This is a genomic window from Azospirillum sp. UENF 112521, from assembly GCF_058780665.1.
This window is the reverse complement of the sequence record NZ_JBSNCI010000002.1, coordinates 2,636,531-2,654,794: the sequence shown is the minus strand read 5'-3', so window position 1 is coordinate 2,654,794 and position 18,264 is coordinate 2,636,531. Positions and strand designations below refer to the sequence as shown.

The 18,264-nt window shown below is 68.1% G+C and carries 16 protein-coding genes; 6 read left to right on the top strand and 10 right to left on the bottom strand.

Annotated features, from left to right (window positions below; translation table 11 throughout):
* Positions 1 to 5 precede the first annotated feature (5 nt).
* Positions 6 to 1,097 carry an S-methyl-5-thioribose-1-phosphate isomerase gene (gene mtnA, locus ACWPN8_RS14920; protein WP_492241260.1) on the bottom strand — a complete coding sequence of 364 codons (1,092 nt, stop codon included), beginning with the start codon at positions 1,095 to 1,097 and terminating at the stop codon, positions 6 to 8.
* Between the two features lie 183 nt (positions 1,098 to 1,280).
* On the opposite strand from mtnA, the gene ACWPN8_RS14915 reads away from it, so the two are divergent.
* On the top strand, positions 1,281 to 2,951 hold the full coding sequence (locus ACWPN8_RS14915; protein ID WP_492241259.1) for a sensor histidine kinase: 1,671 nt from the start codon (positions 1,281 to 1,283) through the stop codon (positions 2,949 to 2,951).
* 115 nt (positions 2,952 to 3,066) lie between these two features.
* Here ACWPN8_RS14915 and ACWPN8_RS14910 read toward each other — a convergent pair whose 3' ends face one another.
* The 3 genes from ACWPN8_RS14910 to ACWPN8_RS14900 form a co-directional block, all read right to left on the bottom strand.
* Complete coding sequence (locus ACWPN8_RS14910) at positions 3,067 to 3,534, bottom strand: Dps family protein (RefSeq protein WP_098738879.1); 468 nt, start codon at positions 3,532 to 3,534, stop codon at positions 3,067 to 3,069.
* Between the two features lie 187 nt (positions 3,535 to 3,721).
* Positions 3,722 to 5,383: a methyl-accepting chemotaxis protein gene (locus ACWPN8_RS14905; protein WP_492241258.1), complete on the bottom strand. Its 1,662-nt coding sequence runs from the start codon at positions 5,381 to 5,383 to the stop codon at positions 3,722 to 3,724.
* 116 nt (positions 5,384 to 5,499) lie between these two features.
* The gene (locus ACWPN8_RS14900; protein ID WP_377808416.1) at positions 5,500 to 5,982 is read right to left on the bottom strand and encodes a cache domain-containing protein; all 483 of its coding nucleotides are present in this window, start codon (positions 5,980 to 5,982) and stop codon (positions 5,500 to 5,502) included.
* Positions 5,983 to 6,607: 625 nt separating this feature from the next.
* Between ACWPN8_RS14900 and ACWPN8_RS14895 the strand changes: the two genes are divergently transcribed.
* Positions 6,608 to 8,647 carry an elongation factor G gene (locus tag ACWPN8_RS14895; RefSeq protein WP_492241257.1) on the top strand — a complete coding sequence of 680 codons (2,040 nt, stop codon included), beginning with the start codon at positions 6,608 to 6,610 and terminating at the stop codon, positions 8,645 to 8,647.
* A gap of 51 nt (positions 8,648 to 8,698) precedes the next feature.
* Here the strand turns inward: ACWPN8_RS14895 and ACWPN8_RS14890 are convergent, their stop codons facing one another.
* Positions 8,699 to 9,934 carry an argininosuccinate synthase gene (locus ACWPN8_RS14890; RefSeq protein WP_098738883.1) on the bottom strand — a complete coding sequence of 412 codons (1,236 nt, stop codon included), beginning with the start codon at positions 9,932 to 9,934 and terminating at the stop codon, positions 8,699 to 8,701.
* Positions 9,935 to 10,041: 107 nt separating this feature from the next.
* A complete protein-coding gene (locus ACWPN8_RS14885; RefSeq protein ID WP_492241256.1) occupies positions 10,042 to 10,578 on the bottom strand; it encodes an SH3 domain-containing protein in 537 nt (178 codons plus the stop codon).
* A 239-nt stretch (positions 10,579 to 10,817) separates the two neighbouring features.
* Between ACWPN8_RS14885 and ACWPN8_RS14880 the strand changes: the two genes are divergently transcribed.
* Positions 10,818 to 11,807, top strand: coding sequence for a 2-hydroxyacid dehydrogenase (locus tag ACWPN8_RS14880; protein WP_109096633.1), 990 nt, complete (start codon positions 10,818 to 10,820; stop codon positions 11,805 to 11,807).
* 40 nt (positions 11,808 to 11,847) lie between these two features.
* Here the strand turns inward: ACWPN8_RS14880 and ACWPN8_RS14875 are convergent, their stop codons facing one another.
* The 4 genes from ACWPN8_RS14875 to ACWPN8_RS14860 all read right to left on the bottom strand — a co-directional run bounded on the left by ACWPN8_RS14875 (position 11,848) and on the right by ACWPN8_RS14860 (position 15,195).
* Entirely contained in the window at positions 11,848 to 12,306 is a 459-nt protein-coding gene (locus tag ACWPN8_RS14875) for a MarR family transcriptional regulator (RefSeq protein WP_492241255.1), read from the bottom strand.
* 122 nt (positions 12,307 to 12,428) lie between these two features.
* Entirely contained in the window at positions 12,429 to 13,976 is a 1,548-nt protein-coding gene (locus tag ACWPN8_RS14870; RefSeq protein WP_492241254.1) for a lysozyme inhibitor LprI family protein, read from the bottom strand.
* A 131-nt stretch (positions 13,977 to 14,107) separates the two neighbouring features.
* Complete coding sequence (trhA, locus tag ACWPN8_RS14865) at positions 14,108 to 14,752, bottom strand: PAQR family membrane homeostasis protein TrhA (RefSeq protein WP_247872846.1); 645 nt, start codon at positions 14,750 to 14,752, stop codon at positions 14,108 to 14,110.
* A gap of 173 nt (positions 14,753 to 14,925) precedes the next feature.
* Positions 14,926 to 15,195: a ribbon-helix-helix domain-containing protein gene (locus ACWPN8_RS14860; protein ID WP_098738887.1), complete on the bottom strand. Its 270-nt coding sequence runs from the start codon at positions 15,193 to 15,195 to the stop codon at positions 14,926 to 14,928.
* Between the two features lie 152 nt (positions 15,196 to 15,347).
* On the opposite strand from ACWPN8_RS14860, the gene ACWPN8_RS14855 reads away from it, so the two are divergent.
* The 3 genes from ACWPN8_RS14855 (at position 15,348) to ACWPN8_RS14845 (ending at position 18,259) form a co-directional block, all read left to right on the top strand.
* The gene (locus tag ACWPN8_RS14855; protein ID WP_146208017.1) at positions 15,348 to 15,539 is read left to right on the top strand and encodes a hypothetical protein; all 192 of its coding nucleotides are present in this window, start codon (positions 15,348 to 15,350) and stop codon (positions 15,537 to 15,539) included.
* Between the two features lie 187 nt (positions 15,540 to 15,726).
* Positions 15,727 to 16,341, top strand: coding sequence for a Hint domain-containing protein (locus ACWPN8_RS14850; RefSeq protein ID WP_109096636.1), 615 nt, complete (start codon positions 15,727 to 15,729; stop codon positions 16,339 to 16,341).
* Between the two features lie 316 nt (positions 16,342 to 16,657).
* Positions 16,658 to 18,259: a tetratricopeptide repeat-containing sulfotransferase family protein gene (locus ACWPN8_RS14845; RefSeq protein ID WP_492241253.1), complete on the top strand. Its 1,602-nt coding sequence runs from the start codon at positions 16,658 to 16,660 to the stop codon at positions 18,257 to 18,259.
* Positions 18,260 to 18,264: the final 5 nt, after the last annotated feature.

The window sequence follows — 18,264 nt, the reverse complement described above, 5'->3', positions numbered from 1 at the left end:
CCCCCTTACCCCCGCTCCGGAAACATCCCCAGCAGCCCTTCGCGCGAGGCGGGGCAGACGCCGCGTTCGGTGATCAGGCCGCTCACCAGCCTTGCCGGCGTGACGTCGAAGGCGTAATTCGCCACCGGGCTGCCGTCGGGGGTGACGCGCACCGTCTCGATCCGGCCATCTGCGGTGCGGCCGGCCAGCTCGCTCACCTCGCGGCCGTCGCGCTCCTCGATGGGAATCTCCCGCACGCCGTCGGCGATGGTCCAGTCGATGGTCGGCGAGGGCAGCCCGACATAGAAGGGCACACCATTGTCGTGGGCGGCCAGCGCCTTCAGATAGGTGCCGATCTTGTTGCAGACGTCGCCGGTCGCGGTGGTGCGGTCGGTGCCGACGATGCACAGATCGACCTTGCCGTGCTGCATCAGGTGGCCGCCGACATTGTCGGCGATCACGGTGTGAGGGACGCCATGCTGCTTCAGTTCCCAGGCGGTCAGGCTGGCACCCTGGTTGCGCGGGCGGGTCTCGTCGACCCAGACATGCAGCGGGATGCCCTGCTCGAAGGCGGCATAGACGGGGGCGAGCGCCGTGCCCCAATCGACGGTGGCGAGCCAGCCGGCGTTGCAGTGGGTCAGCACATTGACAGGCTCACCGGTCGCCTTGCGTGCCGCCGCGGCGCGGATCAATGCGGCACCATGCAGGCCGATGGAGCGGTTGATCTCCACATCCTCGTCGGCGATGGCCGCGGCCTCCGCCTCGGCGGCGCCGATGCGCTGCGACTCGGGCAGCGGAATCAGCCGGCCGCGCATGCGCTCCAGCGCCCAGCGCAGGTTGACGGCGGTCGGGCGGGTCGCCAGCAGGGTGGCGCAGGCCCGTTCCAGACCGTGGTCGCTGGCGTCGGTCCGCAGGGCCAGCGCCACGCCATAGGCTGCCGCCGCACCGATCAGCGGGGCGCCGCGCACCAGCATGGCGCGGATGGCGTGGGCGGCCTCCTCCAGGCTGGTCAGGCGGACGACGGCGAAATCGTGCGGCAGCCTGGTCTGGTCGATGATGGCGACGACACCCTCGCCGTCCGGCCAGATGGTGCGATAGGCCGTCCCGTCGATCCGCATAAAACTATCCTCCCCATGCCTGCCGGAGTCTTGCCAAGTCCTTACCAACGCGGGATGACTTTGTCGGCACCCCACAATAGGTGGTGGCTGCTGCCGCTTCAACACGGGTAGCCTTCGGCGGAACCGTCACCCGCCGGGCGGTGTTACCGTTTCCGGCTAAGAATGAAGTGGCCGTATCTCCAGATGGTTTCCGACACGATGCCGTTGCGCGCGCTGCGTTCCCAATCCTCTCCGCTCTACCGGCTGCCCGGTTCGGCGCTGGTCCTGATCGCCTGCACCGCCGCGGTTCTGCTGACCATCGGGCTGTCGGCCGTCTTCGCTTGGCGCGATCGCAACGAGGCGGTCCAGCAGGCGACCGGCGTCGCCGGCAACATCGGACTGCTGGCGGCCGAACACGCCGCCCGTCTGATCGAGTCGGGCGACCTGCTGCTGACCCAGGCGGCGACCTTGGCCAGTCCAGCCGGCACGCCGCTGCCCGACGATGTCGCGACCCGCGACCGCATGGCCCTGCTGGCGGCCAGCGCGCCCCATGTGGTCGGGCTGGAGATCCGCGATGCCGCGGGCGCCCTGCGGCTGTCGAGCCTGCCGGACGCAGCACCCGGCGCCGGCATGCCGGCGCTGAAGCCGAATGGCATGACCATCGGCAGCGGCCGGATGGGCAGGCGCGCGGTGGTTGTCCTGGCGCAGCCTCTGCCGGGCGGTACGGCCGCCAGCGGTGCCGGCGCCGCGCCGCGCGGCTGGGCGGTGGCGGGGCTCGACGCGCGGGCCTTCCGCGATGTCTACCGCTCGCTCGACGTCGGCTACGGCCACAGCATCTCCATCATGCTGCCGGACGGAACGCCGCTGCTGCGCGAACCGGAAGGTGGCGGCACCATGGGCGGCAATCCCGGGGATGAAGCCGCCAGCCACGCCGACGACATCACCGTGACCCGTCCGATCGGCGACACCGGCCTGTCGGCCGCGGTGACCATCACCACCGAAAGCGTCCTGCGGCGCTGGAGCGAGCGGCTGTGGATTTACGCCGCCTTCGCCGCCGCGGCCTGCGCGACGGTGGCGGTGATCGGCGCGCTCGCCATCCAGCGCGCCCGGAAGGAGCGCGAGGCCGAGGACGCCCTGCAACACGCCTATGACACGCTGGAAGAAAACGTCCACCAGCGCACCGCCCAGCTGGAGCGGGCCAACGCCCAGCTGGAAGCGGCGGTGACCGACAAGGAGGTGTTGCTGAAGGAGGTTCAGCACCGGGTGAAGAACAACCTCCAGGTCATTTGCAGCCTGCTGCGCCTCCAAGCCGCCCGCATCGACGAGAGGGCACGGCGCGGCTTCGACGAGAGCCTGCGCCGCATCCAGACCATGAGCCTGCTGCACGAGCTGCTCCACCGTTCGGCCGAGCCGGCGCACATCAACTTTGCCGACGCGCTGCGCCAGATGTGCGACGGGCTGGTCCGTTCCGACAACCCGACGGCCGCCCGGCTGGAACTGGAGGCGCAGGACTGGATCGTCGATGCCGACCGCGCCACGCCGCTGGCCATCGCCACCAGCGAGCTGGTGTCCAACGCCCTGCTGCACGCCTTCCCGCACGGTCATCCGGGAACGGTGCGCGTGCTGCTGGAGCGCGAGGAAAACGGCATGCGGCTGATCGTGCGCGACGACGGCGTCGGGCTGCCCGCCGGCATGCCGAGCCAGCACAAGCGCCCAAGCCGCGGCGGCGCCAGCAGCGGGCTCGGCCTTAATCTCGTGCAGGCGCTGTCGCACCAGGCCGGCGCCACGCTGAAGATCGAGCGTGACGGCGGCACCATCTTCACCCTGACCATTCCCAACCTGCCGGTCCGCCAGCACGCCAAGACCGCGGCGTAGCGGAACCGTGGCGTAAGGAAAGCGGTCGGACTGAAAACGGAAAGGGCCTCCCGATCCTGCCGGATGGGGAGGCCCTGACCCTGTGCGGCCGACCGCAGCGCGGCCGGTGCGGTGACTACTCCAGCATGCTGCGCAGCATCCAGGCGGTCTTGTCGTGGATTTGCAGGCGCTGGGTCAGCAGGTCGGCGGTCGGCTCGTCGCTGCCCTGCTCGGCCAGCGGGAAGACGCCGCGGATGGTGCGGGCGGCGGCCTCATGGCCTTCGACCAGCTGGCGGATCATGTCGTTCGCCTTGGGAACGCCCGCCTCTTCCTTGATCGAGGCCAGCTGCGCGAACTGCGAGAAGCTGCCCGGCGCCGGATAGCCCAGGGCGCGGATACGCTCGGCGATCTCGTCCAGCGCGGTCCACAGCTCCGTATACTGGGTCATGAACATGGTGTGGAGTGTGTTGAACATCGGACCGGTGACGTTCCAGTGGAACGAATGGGTCTTGATGTAGAGCGCGAAGGTGTCGGCCAGAACCTTGTTCAGCCCTTCGGCGATGGATTTGCGGTCTGCGTCCGAGATCCCGATGTCGATTTTCATGCTTCGATCCTTCTTGTTGGGTCCTGCATCATAACCCGGCATTGGCGCAGCCGTCACCGGCCGCTGCCCCCCGCGGTCCCGGGACAACAGCTTGGGCGCAGGCGGATCGTTTCAAGTCCGATGCGGCTAAACTTCACAGATGGGTGATGAGACGCTGACTTATGCCGCCGCCCTCTGCCCGTTCTCCTCAACCCGCCCGAAGCCGGCCGATGAAGTTCGTCACCTCGCGGCTCAGGGTCACCGCCTGACCGTCCAGCAGTTCCGCGGCGCGCAGCACTTCGCCGGCGGCGGTGCCGGTTTCCCCGGCGCTGGTGGACACCGTGGCAATGGTGTGGGAGACCTCGGCGGTGCCGGCAGCGGCCTCCTGCACGTTGCGGGTGATCTCCTGGGTGGCGGCGGCCTGCTGTTCCATGGCCCCGGCGATGGAGCCGACGATCTCGTCGATGCCGACCACCGTTTCGCCCACCCCCTTGATCGCGGTGACGGCGGCTCCGGTCACGCCCTGCATGGTGGCGATCTGGGCGCCGATCTCCTCGGTGGCCTTGGCGGTCTGGGTGGCGAGGTTCTTCACCTCGCTCGCCACCACGGCGAAGCCCTTGCCGGCCTCGCCCGCCCGCGCCGCCTCGATGGTCGCATTCAGCGCCAGCAGGTTGGTCTGGGCAGCGATGGAGTTGATCAGGCCGACGATCTCGCCGATGCGGTGGGCGGCGTCGGACAGACCGACGACGTGGGCGTTGGTCTCCTCGACCGCGCGCACCGCGCCGCGCACCATGTCGAAGGACCGGCGGACCTGATCGCCGATCTCGGCGATGGAGGCCGACATCTCCTCCGTCGCGGCGGCGGCGGTCTGGACGCTGGTGCCGGCCTGGGCGCTGGCGGCGGCGACGGTGGCGGCCTGCCGGTTGGCGCTGTTGGCGCGCTCCAGCATGCCGGCGGCGTTGCTGCGCACCTGATGGGCGCCGGAACCGACCAGTTGAACCACCTCCGCCACGCGGGCCTCGAACAGGTCGGCCAGTTCCTGGATGGCACGGCGTTTTTCCACCTCGGCTTCCGCCTTCTGGCGCTGCTGGTCGGCGGTCAGCCGCTCCACCTCGCGGGCGTTGGTCTGGAACACCTCCAGCGCGCGGGCCATGGCGCCGATCTCGTTGTGCATCCAGCCGCCTTCGACCGCGGTGTCGAGCTTTCCGGCGGCTAGATCGGCCGTGTTGCTCGACAGCCGCTGCAAGGGCCGGGTGATGGAGCGGGCGAGCAGCAGCCCGGCCGCCATCATCGCCAGCAGCAGCCCGGCCATCACCAGGGCGAAGTCGCGGCGGGCCGATGCGGCGGCATCGCGGGTGGCCTGGGTGGCGGCGGCGGTGGAACGGCCGATGGCTGCCTGCGTCTCCATCACCTTGGCGGTCAGGGCGGCGAACTGGTCGTCGGTGTGGGCCATCATCGGGATGCCGATCAGGCGGTCGATTGCCGCCATCTGGTTCATCTCGTCCACCGCCTTGGCATAGGCGCCGATCCGCGCCGACACCTCGTCCAGCATCGCCCGCTCCGCCTCGACCAGTGGCATGGCCCGCAGCTCGGCAATGGCTGCGCGCGCCTTGCCCAGGTTGGCGGCGATGGCGTCGCGCATGGCCTGGAGCTTCTTCTCTTCGATCCCGGACCCCGACAATGCCAGATGCCGGGACACGTCGCTGTGGATGACGTAGGCGATGGCGACCAGCCGGTCGATGCGGCCCAACTGCTCCGCCGCCTCGCGGTGGATGGCGTCCACGGCGCCCAGGGCCTGCTCCGACTGTCGGTCGGCCAGCACCAGCGCCGCCACCGTCAGGACGATCCCCATCAGGGGCGCTGCGAACACACGGCCTGCCACAGACAGGCCGGACAGACGCGCAAAGACACCGCCGCTCATGCTCACCCCCAACAGTTCCGCCCCCAACGGCCCTACCCGCCGGTCATCGCCCTACGCGGGAGCCGTCACTTGTAGATGCCGACATAGGCGACCAGTTCCTGGCCCGGCACGCGCTTCACGTAGGTGATCTTCGGTTCGATCCTGTTGCTGGCGGGGTTCAGCCAGCGATACTCGACCCAGCCTTCGCCCTTGTCCTTGGCGACGGCCAGCACGTCCTGGACGATGAAGCGGCCGTCCGGGTCCTTGACGTTGATGACGCTCTGGCCGACGCCGGCCGGACGCGGCGGGTAGACCTTCCACACGCCGGTGAAATCGATGACGTTGACGTAGATCTCACCGTGCTTGTACGGACCGTCGGCGTTGAACGCCTTGGCGGCCTCGTCCAGGCCCTGGGCGGCGATCAGGTCCGCCGCCTTCAGGGTGATGGACTTCGCGTCCTCCTGCGTCGGCTTGGCCTGCTCGGCGACGGCCGGGCTGGACAGCGGGGCGGAAACGGCAGTCCCGACGGCAATCAGGGCGACCGCCAGCAAACGAAACCACAGGCGCATGTGCACTTTCCCCAAGGAATGCGGGGCGGACGGCAGATGCCGCGCGACCCTGACGAGTTTTGTCCGGCCGCCATCGCCTTCGCATGTGGCCATTTTCCCGTAAGGCTACTAGCAGAAGGTTTCATGGGTTTGTTCGTTGCATTTCCAAGCGATCATATTGCATTGCAACATAGCAATATTACGAATGAGAGACGAGACAACACATCCTTGAGGATTATCTCGTTGCATTTGAAGGTATTATCCGTCCGGCTGGGGCGGCCGGACAGGGATCGGCGGGTCATCCACGCGCCGATGCGGCTTATCGACGCATCGGCCGCGCCCACAGCCCGCGCGTGACGGTTTGCCGCCCCTTTTTTCCATCGACAGCCGTGCCATTCGGGTGGAGCATCGAAAGTCCGATGCGGGCGCCCCGCCGGCCCCGGACCAGATGCGTTTTCCAGCGCCCGTCCGCCGCCGCCCGTCGCCCGATCCGGACGCAATCTTCTGGAAGTGCCAAGTCTTTAAAGTGCCAGTCTGAAGTGCCACACGCGAACGGGCCGCCCCGGCGGCCGGGGCCGGCGGCCCCATTCCCGCCCTGGCCCCGTCCCCCGGTCACGACAGCCCGAAGCTTCGACGGGAGGTGTGAATGCCGCATACGCAAATCCGGACGGCGCGCTGCGCGGCGCTGGTCGGCCCCTATCTCGCCGGCAAAACGACACTGCTGGAAAGCCTGCTGTTCGCCGCCGGGGCCGTCACCCGCAAGGGCAGCGTGCGCGACGGCAATGCCGTGGGCGACAACTCGCCGGAGGCGAAGGCCCGGTCGATGAGCACCGAGCTGAACGTCGCCTCCTTCGATTACCTGGGGGAACGCTGGTCGATCCTGGACTGCCCCGGTTCGGTGGAACTGGCGGGAGAAGCGCAGGCGGCGCTGATGGCCGCCGACATCGCCATCGTCGTGGCGGAGGCCGCACCGGAAAAGGCCGTGCTGCTGGCCCCGCTGTTCAAGGTGCTGGACGACCACCGCATCCCGCATCTGCTGTTCATCAACAAGATCGACACGCTGGGCGATATCAGGGTTCGCGACGTCGTCGCCGCCTATCAGGAGGTTTCGGCCCGCAAGCTGGTGCTGCGCGAGGTGCCGCTGCGCGAGAACGGCCAGATCACCGGGCTGGTCGATCTGGTCAGCGAGCGTGCCTGGCGCTTCAACCCGCACAAGCCGTCCGACTTGGTCGCCCTTCCCGACGGCGCCCGCGACTGGGAGGCGGAGGCGCGGCAGGCGATGCTGGAATCGGCGGCCGATTTCGACGACGGCCTGCTGGAAAAGCTGCTGGAGGACATGGCTCCCGACAGTGCCGAGCTATACGAGACGCTGGCGCACGAACTGGCTGACGATTTGATCGTGCCGGTCTTTTTCGGGTCGGCGGAGAACGACAATGGCATCCGCCGCTTGCTGAAGGCCCTGCGGCACGAAGGGCCGGAGGTTGCCGCCACCGCGGCCCGCATCGACATCCCGGCCGACACGGCGGTAGCGGCGCAGGTGGTGAAGACGATGTTGGGGTCCCATGCCGGGAAGCTCAGCCTCGCCCGCATCTGGCGCGGCACCGTCACCGACGGCATGATTTTGGGGGCTGAGCGGGTGTCGGGCATCTTCCAGCAGTTCGGCCGTGACCAGACCAAGGTGCCACAGGCCGTCGCCGGCGACCTCGTGGCGCTCGGCCGGCTGGAAAAGGCGGCGACCGGCGACCGTCTGACCGAGAAGGCCAATCTTGGCCCGCCCGCCGACTGGCCGGCCGCTGCCCCGCCGGTGCATGGGCTGGCGCTCCGCGCCGAGAACCGCAATGACGAGGTGAAGCTGTCCGCAGCTCTGCAGAAGCTGCGGGAGGAGGACCCGTCCCTGACGCTCGACCAGTCGGCCGAGACCGGCGAACTGGTGCTGTGGGGCCAGGGCGACGTGCATCTGAAGCTGGCGATGGACCGGCTGCGCAGCCGCTTCAACGTCGCGGTGAGAGGCCAGCCGCCGCAGGTGCCCTACAAGGAGACGATCCGCAAGGGCACCGGCCACCATGCCCGCTTCAAGCGCCAGACCGGCGGCCACGGCCAGTTCGCCGACATCCATGTCGAGATCCGGCCGCTGCCGCGCGGGTCGGGCATCCGGTTCGAGGATGCGGTGGTCGGCGGCGCCGTGCCGCGCCAGTACATCCCGGCGGTGGAGGCCGGCGTGCGCGACGCGGCGGTGCGTGGGCCGCTGGGCTTTCCGGTGGTGGATTTCGCGGTGGCGCTGACCGGCGGCCAGTTCCACGCCGTCGACAGCTCCGACATGGCCTTCAAGACGGTGGCGCGGCAGGCGATGGCCGATGCCCTGCCGACCTGCGAGCCGGTGCTGCTGGAGCCGATCCTGACCGTCACCATCGCGGTGCCCAGCGCCTTCACGCCGAAGGTCCAGCGTCTGGTCAGCGGACGGCGTGGCCAGTTGCTGGGCTTCGATGCGCGGCCGGGCTGGCCCGGCTGGGACGAGGTGAAGGCGTGCATGCCCCAGGCGGACATGCAGGATCTGATCGTGGAGCTGCGGTCGCTGACCTTCGGCGTCGGCAGCTACAGCGCCGAGTTCGACCGGCTTCAGGAGGTGGTCGGCAAGGCGGCCGACCGGGCCGTCGAAATCCGCCGCGACATGCTGGCGGCACAATAAGCGGTTGGACGCTCCACCGCCCGGCTGGCGGGCGGTGGAGCAAGTCCCTTATCAGCCGATCTTCTGCTTGGCCATCGCGCCCAGACGCAGGCGGAGCGCGTTCAGCTTGATGAAGCCTTCCGCGTCCTTCTGGTTGTAGACACTGTCCTGCTCGAAGGTCACATAGTCCATGCGGTACAGCGAGTTGGGCGACTGGCGGCCGACGACCGTGACGTTGCCCTTGAACAGCTTCAGACGGACGGTGCCGTTGACCAGCGACTGGGTCTGGTCGATCAGCGCCTGGATGGCCAAGCGTTCCGGGCTCCACCAGTAGCCGCAATAGATCAGCTCGGCGTAGCGCGGCATCAGCTCGTCCTTCAGGTGGCCGGCGCCACGGTCGAGCGTGATGCTCTCCATCGCGCGGTGCGCCACCAGCAGGATGCTGCCGCCGGGGGTCTCGTAGACGCCGCGCGACTTCATGCCGACATAGCGGTTCTCGACCAGATCGAGGCGGCCGATGCCGTTCTCGCCGCCCAGCCGGTTCAGTTCGGTCAGCAGGGCCGCCGGCGACAGCGCCTTGCCGTCGATGGCGACCGCGTCACCGTTCTTGAACTCGACTTCGATGTAGGTCGGGGTGTCCGGCGCCTTTTCCGGGGCGACGGAGCGGGTGTACATGTCCTCGTCCGGCTCGACCCACGGATCTTCCAGCGCCTTGCCCTCGTACGAGATGTGCAGGAGGTTGGCGTCGGTGGAGTAGGGGGCCTCGCCGCGCTTGTCCTTCGCGATCGGAATCTGGTTCTTCTCGGCGTAGTCCAGCAGCGTGGTGCGGCTGTTCAGGGTCCATTCGCGCCACGGCGCGATGACCGTGATGTCCGGGCGCAGGGCGTAATAGCCCAGCTCGAAGCGGACCTGGTCGTTGCCCTTGCCGGTGGCGCCATGGGCGACGGCGTCGGCGCCGACCATGTTGGCGATCTCGATCTGGCGCTTGGCGATCAGCGGCCGGGCGATCGAGGTGCCGAGCAGGTAGGTGCCCTCGTAGAGCGTGTTGGCGCGGAACATCGGGAAGACGAAATCGCGCACGAACTCTTCGCGCAGATCGTCGATGAAGATGTTTTCCGGCTTGATGCCCAGAAGCTCCGCCTTCTTGCGGGCAGGCTCCAGCTCCTCGCCCTGGCCGAGGTCGGCGGTGAAGGTCACCACCTCGCAGGAATAGGTTTCCTGCAGCCACTTCAGGATGACCGAGGTGTCGAGGCCGCCCGAATAGGCGAGCACCACTTTCTTGATCTGTTTGCCGGACGCGCCGCTCATGGGACTGCTCTTGCAGAAGAGAAAGGTAAGGCCGCGACCGTACGGCCTTTCCCGCCCGCCTTCAAGCCCTGCCGGCGCCGATCTGCACCTGGGAATGACGGGACCGGCTACTCGATCTTCTCGCCGGGGTAGGTGCCCCAGAAATCGGCGCGCTTCATCCAGCCGCGATAGCCCTTCACATCGACCTCGCACCACTCGTCGCGGCACTTCTTCAACGATCCGATGACACCGGGCTCGGCCCGCGCCACCACGCCGCTGTCGCCGCGCGGCGACTCATGGATCGCGCGGGTCTGGCCGACGATCAGCACGCCGCGGCGTCCGGACAGCGCGCTCTGGTGTACCCAGCCTTCCGCCCCCTCCCAGTCGCGGATGCGGCGCCAAGTGTCGAATTCCTGGATGATCTCCACCGGCATGTCCTTGCGCTTGAACACCCATTCGATGGGGTAGCTGCCGTTGGGGCCTGAGCGCAGGTTCACCTCGCCGACGCGCACGGTGACGAAGCGGGGGATCGGCAGGCCCGACGCGTGGGTCGGGTCCTTCCCCTCCGCGGCGAGCGCCGTGCCCTCAACGCCCGCGAAAAGCCCCGCCCCCAACCCCGCGATCAGGGCCAGAGCAGCGAAGACGGAGCGGCGGCGGACAGGCATGGCGGCACCGGAACAGGGACAGGGGAGGGCAAACCGGGCCGCACTATAGAGACCACCCGTTCGATAGGGCAAGCGCCGCCACCCCCAATCGGACGGTGCGGCCGGCTTGCCGCAGGGTGGCCTTTCGCGACGGACTTCTGGACAGTCCAACGACCGCTTGGTATGGCAACCATGGACCGGAGCAGCCTGTGCCGAGACCTTCAGATGCGGGCAGCCGGGGCAAGGGAGGACCAGCACCGATGACCGACAAGAAGAAGCCGCTCGTTGTCGTCACCCGCAAGCTGCCGGACGTCATCGAGACGCGCATGATGGAGCTGTTCGACACCCGGCTCAATCCGGACGACGTGCCGCTCACCCCCGCCCAGATGCAGGACGCGATGACCATCGCCGAGGTGCTGGTGCCCACCGTCACCGACCGCATCGACCGCGCGCTGATCGAGGCCGCCGGGCCGCAGCTGCGGCTGATCGCCTCGTTCGGCACCGGCGTCGACCACATCGATCTGAAGGCGGCGCGCGAGCGCGGCATCGTCGTCACCAACACCCCCGGCGTCCTGACCGAGGATACCGCCGACATGACCATGGCGCTGCTGCTGGCCACCGCGCGCCGCGTGGCGGAGGGCGAGCGGCTGGTCCGCTCCGGCCAGTGGACCGGCTGGGGGCCGACCACCATGCTGGGCCACCGCATCAGCGGCAAGCGGCTGGGCATCCTGGGCATGGGCCGCATCGGCTCGGCGCTGGCCAAGCGGGCGCGCGCATTTGGAATGTCGATCCACTACCACAACCGCCGCCGTGTCCATCCGGAGCTGGAGCAGGAGCTTGAGGCGACCTACTGGTCCAGCCTGGACCAGATGCTGGCGCGGATGGACATCGTGTCGATCAACTGCCCGCACACGCCGGCCACCTACCATCTGCTGTCGGAACGCCGGCTGAAGCTGCTGCGCCCGCACTGCTACATCGTCAACACCTCGCGCGGCGAGGTGATCGACGAGGTGGCGCTGACCCGCATGCTGTCGAAGGGCGAGATCGCCGGCGCCGGCCTGGACGTGTTCGAGCATGAGCCGGCGGTCAACCCGAAGCTGCTGCGGCTGGACAATGTTGTCCTGCTGCCGCACATGGGCTCCGCCACCATCGAAGGCCGCATCGACATGGGCGAGAAGGTGGTGATCAACATCAAGACCTTCACCGACGGCCACGCCCCGCCCGACCGCGTTCTGGAAGCGCTGCTGTAAGACGCAGTTCCCTTCCCCTTCGGACAGGGGAGGGGACCGGTCAGGGCGCGGAGACCTCCAGCGGGGCGGCCTCCCGTGCCGGGACCTCCTGCAGCTCCGCCTCCAGCCTTGCCTTGGCGGCGGCGGCCAACTGCTCGTCGGCCTGGATGCGGGCCATGTCCTCCGGTGCGACGGCGCCGGCGGCGATCACCAGTTCGGCGAAATCGGACAGATAGACGCTGCCCTTCACGGTGCGCTGGACCAGCACGTTGCGCTTGTCCTCGGCATCGCGCTTGCGCTTGACGAAGCCCAGGACCGACAGACGGTCGAGCGCACGGGTCACCGCCGGCTTGGAAATGTTCAGCAGGGACGCCAAACCGCGCACGGTGTGCGGCGGGTCGGTCAGATAAACCTGGAGAAGGATCGCCAATTGCCGCGCCGACAGGTCCGGCGCGTCCTTGCGGACGCTGGCGACCAGCGCGGTGCGCCACAACCCGAGCGCCTTGAGGTTCCGTGCCATGCCTCCCCCCGGAAAGCCGCGTGCGGTTCCGCAACCGCAGCACGCGCCGCGAAGTGTCGCTTACCCGAACGATGCAGGCAAGGCTTTCGCGTTCCCGGGAGAAGGACGGCGCCGGTGCCTGTCTATTTTCCTTCGCGTTTCAGCACCACCGGCTTGGCCGTGCCGGTGACCAGCAGATTTCCGCCGGCAAGCGGAACGACGGTCAGGCTGCCGCCGGCCGATACCGGGGCGAGGCTGACCGCTTGGCTGGCGGCGTTGGCGGCGGGCTTCACCCCGCCGGGGACCTCCTTGGGGTCGAAGACGGCATCCTCCCCCTGGCCGGCGACATCATAGCCCGTGCATTCGTTGCCGATGCAGATGCCGGTCTCGTCGATGCGCGCCTTCCCGGCGGGGGCGTTGAAGGGCGGGTCCTCCGCCCCGCCGCCGCTCCAGCTCCAACTGCCGCGCAGCCAGTCCGGCAGGCGGGTGTCCTTCTGGAGCTCCAGATTGTCGGTGATCAGGCCGATGCTGCCATTCAGCCCCTGGGCGGCCACCGCCTCGGCGATCTTGCGGGCCTCGGCGGCGGGAATGCCGTAGCGGGTGGCGATCTGCGGCGTCCAGGCCGTTACCGCACCGTCCACGCCCTTGCGCAGGCTGTCGCCCCAGCCGGGCGCGATCCAGCGCGGGTTGGACCAGCCGGAGGCATCCTTGACCAGCTGGGGCAGTTGCGGGGCATCGGCGCCCTGATCGGCGCCCTGATCGGCGAGGAACAGGCGCGGATCGACCGCCGACTTCATGCGGTCGATGCCCATCTGGCGGTAGGTGGCGAAGCGGATGGTGCCGGTGCGGTTGGAAGCCGCCTCCAGCATCGGGGCGAGCAGGTCGTCAACCGCCTTCCAGGCGGGAGTGGCGAGCAGGGCCTTGTCGTCGGGGCAGGCGGGATAGGCGCCGAAATTGTCGCGGTTGCTGCCATAGAGCGGTTCCATCGCCTTCCAGGCCGCCGCTCCCCGCTTTTCCATCACCGAACAGGGCCATGCCATCTCCACCTCGTCGCTGACGACGCGCAGAGCGGTGAGGAAGCCGTCGTCGGTGGCGAGATCGACCCCGGATGCCGTCTCGCGGGCGTAGGAATCCTCGATGCCGGCGATGGCCTCGCGCAGCAGCGCCTCCGCCTTCGCGCGGTCGGGGGAGGGGCCGAAGCGCAGCAGGTAGGCGTTCCATCCCTTGCCCAGCTCGCCGCGGATTTCGCCAAGCCGTTTGGCGGCGCCGGCCGGATCGCCGGGGATGCCGTCGACGATGGCGGACATCGCGGCGACCGCCTTCGGCATCGACTCGGACAGCGCGGTGCGCCGCGTATCCAGCACCGGGCCGAGGCAGGGGCTTGGTGCCGCGGCGGTCGCACACTGGTTGCGCTGCGCCAGCCAGGACCGCTGTTCCGCCCGCAGCCGGTCACGGTCGGCGGTGCCAGACAAATCCTGCAGCGACTTGTAGAGATCGGCGATCTCCCGGTCGGCATCGGCCAGCTTGGGATCGGCGCAGATCGCCTTTTCCACCGGTGTGGAGGCCGCCTTGCAGTCGAAGGACGGCTCCGCCCTTGCGGCCCCGCCGACCACCATGATCGAGAGTGCGGCTGCCGCCCCTGCGAGCATCGCGCCGCCGATGGACGGCCTCCCACTTTTGCGCCTGTCCATAGCCGCTCGGTTTTTCTCTGCCCGGCCCATCATGCCTTCCTGGGACTGTGATCCGCGGAAGATACGGAATCCGTTGCGGCTTGTCCTCTGCCGCAACGGCAATTCCGTGGAGCGGCAATCAGAGAAGGCGGTCAAAGAAAAGCGACTGCGATTGCGGCGAAATGGCAGCTGGCCGCGGCCAGCACGAACAGATGCCAGACGGCATTGTTGTAGGGCATGCGATCCATCAGATGGAAGACGACGCCGACGGTGTAGACGAGCCCGCCGGCGACCAGCAGCCACAGGGCGGGCGCCGACAATGCCGATCCCAGCGGTTCCAGCGCCGTGACCACTGCCCAGCCCAGTCCAAGATAGAGCGCCAGCCCCAGCCGGTTGAAGCGACCTGGAAAGCGCAGCTTCAACGCGGCGCCGAAGGCGGCCCCGCCCCACACGGCGCCGCCCAGCCCGATCCCTTGGCCCAGCCCCAGCGTGAAGGGCGTGTAGGTACCAGCGATCATCACGAAGATCATGGCATGGTCGATCCGCCGCAGCACTGCCTTGCCGAAGCCGGGCGGGGCGAGGTTGTAGGCGGCCGAGGCCGTCAGCATCCCCAACAGACCCAGTCCGTAGACGGTCAGCGCCAGCGCGGTGTGGACCGGCACGGCGCCGGAAAACACACCGTCATTCAGCAGCCAGACGAAGCCGGCGAGGCCGGCGGTGACGCCGATGGCATGAACGACCGCATCGGCCCGCCGCTCACCGACGCTGTAGACGGGAAACTGGTGGGCATCCTGCATTGGCACACCGCTTCGGTCGACGCGAAAGAGAGAGGTCGGCCGCCGGAACGGGGCCTGCGTCGAACATGGTGTGCCGGCGGCGGCCTCGCCAGCGGTCCTGTCCGATGGAACGAACCCGGCGGGCGCCGCTTCGGCGAACCGCTTATGCCGGACGGAACGGCCGCATTACGCCGTCACTCCGCTGCGAAGGCCACGGCCGCGGTGTGGCGGTGGCGCGGCATCGGCTCCGACAGGTTGGCGGCCTTGCGGAAGTAGCACAGGGCATAGACACGGACGCAGCCGGTGAGATTGTCGCAGTCCTGGCGTTCGGCATCGATCTTCGACACCAGCTCGCTCATCGTCATGAATTCGCGGGCGCAGATTTCCTCAAGCGACTCCCACTCCACCGGCATCAGCTTCATGCTGGTCCGCTTGCCGTTCACCCTGATGTTGCGCATGTGCATGGGAGAGCCCTCCGTTGCTGATGCATAAATGGGTATGCGAAACGACGGGGTGCGTGCTGTGAAGTTCTTCACAGGGAAAACGGCCCTCCGAGCGGGGAGCTGTCGAAAGGCCGGGCGGGCATCGTGGGATCGATATCGGATCGGGGGACGGCATGACACGGAAAGAAGCCTTGCGTGCGATCATGAATGAGGCGGCTGCGGCACGTTCCGCCCTGTGCGAGAACGAACTGGTCATCCGTCTGGACAACATCCTCGCCATTGCCCGCGAAGCGCTGGAGGGGCAGGACGGGGACGAAATGCCGCAACCGTCACGGAACGAAGGCGGTGGCTGCCCGGAGCGGTGAAGGGGATCGGTCACATCCAAGGGACTGAGGCAATTGGTCACGGGTGGTCGTAAATTTGCACAACTTCGCACACCCACGAATTGCATAGGGGGGTAACCTTCCAGACTTACCACCGTCATCCCCGATCCTGGAAAATCCGGGAGGGCAGGCGGAGGGCTTCTCAAACCGAAATGGGACTTCCCACTCAATGGCTCCGATCCCGACTCCGACCTGCATCCTCCGCGGCACTTACGTTCATACCATGCTGGGCGAAGTGCCCGTCGAAAGCCTGAAGATCGGCGATATGATCAAGTCGTCGGTGAGCGGTGAGTTCCGTTCGATCCGCTGGATCGGCCGGCGTCTGCTGGCGGGCTCGTCCTTCGATACCGAGCATCTGCGCAAGGTCCATCTGCCGGTGCGGATCGCCCGTGACGCCATCGCCCGGAACATGCCGTCCCGCGATCTCTATATCTCCCCCAGCCATGCGCTGCTGATCGGCGATTATGGTGTTTCGGCCCGTCTGCTGATCAACGGCTCGTCGATCCGGCAGGTGGATGCGATGGAGGAGATCGAGTATTTCCACATTGAACTCGACAGCCATGACGGCATGTACGCCGAAGGGCTGCCGGTCGAGACCTATCTCGAAGCCGACAACCGTCAGGCCTACGACAACGCTGCCGAGTATGAGGCGCTGTATCCGGGAGACGACCCGCGCATTCAGGAACCCTGTGTGAAGATCGACATCCCGCTGGCCGCGCTGGAGCAAATCCGCAAGAACGTGAACAAGCGCGCCGAGCAGATCGAAACGGCCGAACTGGCCTGAAGCCGAGCCTGGCCCGCCTGTGGGCTTGATTGTCGATTGTAAGCGAGGGGCCGTCCTGTGGGGCGGCCCTTCCTGCATTGGCGGATGCTGACGACGTCTACGAGCTTCACCCGGAGCGCACCGGGGTTCCAGCCGACATGGAGGCGTTGCCGGCGGGCAGTGCTGATGAAGGAATGCGAGCCTCTGCGGCAGAGGACCAGTCGACAACCCATCTTGGGATAGTCGATCAGCCAAGGATTGCCGTAGTCCAGGCTCTTCACTATCCTCTGTCGAACCAAGCCCCATGCGGGCGTCCAACCCTCCTGGCGCCCCCCTAATGCCGACCATGCCCATCGACCGTCCAAGCGCCAACCCCGACGCCGCGGCGCTGGAGCGGCGGTTACGGGCCGCACCCGATGACGTTCCGGTGACGCAGGAGCTTGCCGGGCTGCTGTTCCGAACGGGCCGCGCGGCGGAGGCCGAATTCCATGCTCGCAATGCGGTCCGGCTGGCACCGGAAAGCGCACGCTCCCACCTGCTGATGGCATTGGTGCTGGCCGATACCCACCGGCCGCAGGCTGCCGAGTTCCATTACCGCCGTGCGCTGGCCCTGGCGCCGCCAGACGCTGCGACCGTGGCGAATCTCGCCTGGGCCCTGACGCAGCAGGGCCGACCGGACGATGCCCGGCGGACCTACCGGCTGGCCGCGACCCTGCACCCGTCCATCGCCCTGACATGGCACGGCTGGGCACAGACCGAGGATGCGGCCCGCGATCTCCCCGCCGCGCAACGCTTCGTGGGGCGCGCCCGGCGTCTCGATCCCGGCCATCGCGGCGTCAACACCTTCGCGGCGGCCCTGCTGGCCCGGTGCGGCGATCCGGAGCAGGCGCTGGCGGTGCTCGACACCGCAGCGGCCCGGCATGGCGCCGATCCCGACGCGCTGCTGGAGAAGGGACGCATTCTCGACCGGATGGGCCGCCACGATGAGGCGTTCGCCGCTTTCGCCACCGGCAAGGCTCTGCTCCGGCAGGCCGGGCGTCGCTACGGCGAGGAGCCGGCGGTGGATCTGATCGCGCGCCTCGCCGCCTTCTTCGTCGCGCCTCGCCTGCGCCTGATGCCGCGATTGGACACGTCCACAGCCGGGGCCACAGCCGGAGCCGCCGCCGGGACGCAGCCGGTTTTCATCGTGGGTGCCCCACGCTCCGGCACCACGCTGGTCGAGCAGATCCTGTCCTATCACCCCGCCGTCGCTGCGGGGGACGAACTGCCGTCCCTCGGCGCGGTGGTCCAGGCGCTGCCGCAGATTCTGGGCAGCCCGCTGACCTATCCAGAAGCGCTGTCGGAGCTTTGGATGGGCGACCAGCGCGACGGGCTGGAGCAACTGCGCGACGCCTATCTGCGCCATGCCCGCAAGCTGGTCCCGGTCAAGCCCGGCCACACGCTGTTCACCGACAAGATGCCCTTCAACGAAACGCATCTCGGCCTGATCGCGCTGATGTTTCCCGCCGCCCCGGTCGTTCATGTGCTGCGCCATCCGCTGGACGTGGTGCTGTCGATGATGGGGACCAACCTGACCCACGGCTTCCATTGCGCCAACGATCCGGAGACGGCAGCCCGCCACGTCCTGCGGGTGTTCGATCTGGTGGAGCATTACCGGCGCGAGATGCCGTTGCGCTACCTGCCGCTGCGCTACGAGGATTTGGTGCGCGAGCCGGAGCCGGCGGTGCGGCGGTTGCTGGGTTTCCTCAGGCTGGGGTTCGACCGGCGCTGCCTGCGCTTCGAGGAGAACCGGCGCTTTGCCCGCACGCCCAGCCACGCCCAGGTCGCGGAGAAGCTCCACGGCCGATCCATTGGTCGTTACCGTGCCTATATGGCCCATCTGAAGCCGGTGATCCCGATCCTGGAGCCGGTCATCCACGGGCTGGGCTACAGCCTGTAGCCGCC

Bases quoted from the DNA above. Each gene is read 5' to 3' on its own strand.
- mtnA (WP_492241260.1), bottom strand. From the start codon at position 1,097: ATGCGGATCGACGGGACGGCCTATCGCACCATCTGGCCGGACGGCGAG.
- ACWPN8_RS14915 (WP_492241259.1), top strand. From the start codon at position 1,281: ATGGTTTCCGACACGATGCCGTTGCGCGCGCTGCGTTCCCAATCCTCT.
- ACWPN8_RS14910 (WP_098738879.1), bottom strand. From the start codon at position 3,534: ATGAAAATCGACATCGGGATCTCGGACGCAGACCGCAAATCCATCGCC.
- ACWPN8_RS14900 (WP_377808416.1), bottom strand. From the start codon at position 5,982: ATGCGCCTGTGGTTTCGTTTGCTGGCGGTCGCCCTGATTGCCGTCGGG.
- ACWPN8_RS14895 (WP_492241257.1), top strand. From the start codon at position 6,608: ATGCCGCATACGCAAATCCGGACGGCGCGCTGCGCGGCGCTGGTCGGC.
- ACWPN8_RS14890 (WP_098738883.1), bottom strand. From the start codon at position 9,934: ATGAGCGGCGCGTCCGGCAAACAGATCAAGAAAGTGGTGCTCGCCTAT.
- ACWPN8_RS14885 (WP_492241256.1), bottom strand. From the start codon at position 10,578: ATGCCTGTCCGCCGCCGCTCCGTCTTCGCTGCTCTGGCCCTGATCGCG.
- ACWPN8_RS14880 (WP_109096633.1), top strand. From the start codon at position 10,818: ATGACCGACAAGAAGAAGCCGCTCGTTGTCGTCACCCGCAAGCTGCCG.
- ACWPN8_RS14875 (WP_492241255.1), bottom strand. From the start codon at position 12,306: ATGGCACGGAACCTCAAGGCGCTCGGGTTGTGGCGCACCGCGCTGGTC.
- ACWPN8_RS14870 (WP_492241254.1), bottom strand. From the start codon at position 13,976: ATGGACAGGCGCAAAAGTGGGAGGCCGTCCATCGGCGGCGCGATGCTC.
- trhA (WP_247872846.1), bottom strand. From the start codon at position 14,752: ATGCAGGATGCCCACCAGTTTCCCGTCTACAGCGTCGGTGAGCGGCGG.
- ACWPN8_RS14860 (WP_098738887.1), bottom strand. From the start codon at position 15,195: ATGCACATGCGCAACATCAGGGTGAACGGCAAGCGGACCAGCATGAAG.
- ACWPN8_RS14855 (WP_146208017.1), top strand. From the start codon at position 15,348: ATGACACGGAAAGAAGCCTTGCGTGCGATCATGAATGAGGCGGCTGCG.
- ACWPN8_RS14850 (WP_109096636.1), top strand. From the start codon at position 15,727: ATGGCTCCGATCCCGACTCCGACCTGCATCCTCCGCGGCACTTACGTT.
- ACWPN8_RS14845 (WP_492241253.1), top strand. From the start codon at position 16,658: ATGCCGACCATGCCCATCGACCGTCCAAGCGCCAACCCCGACGCCGCG.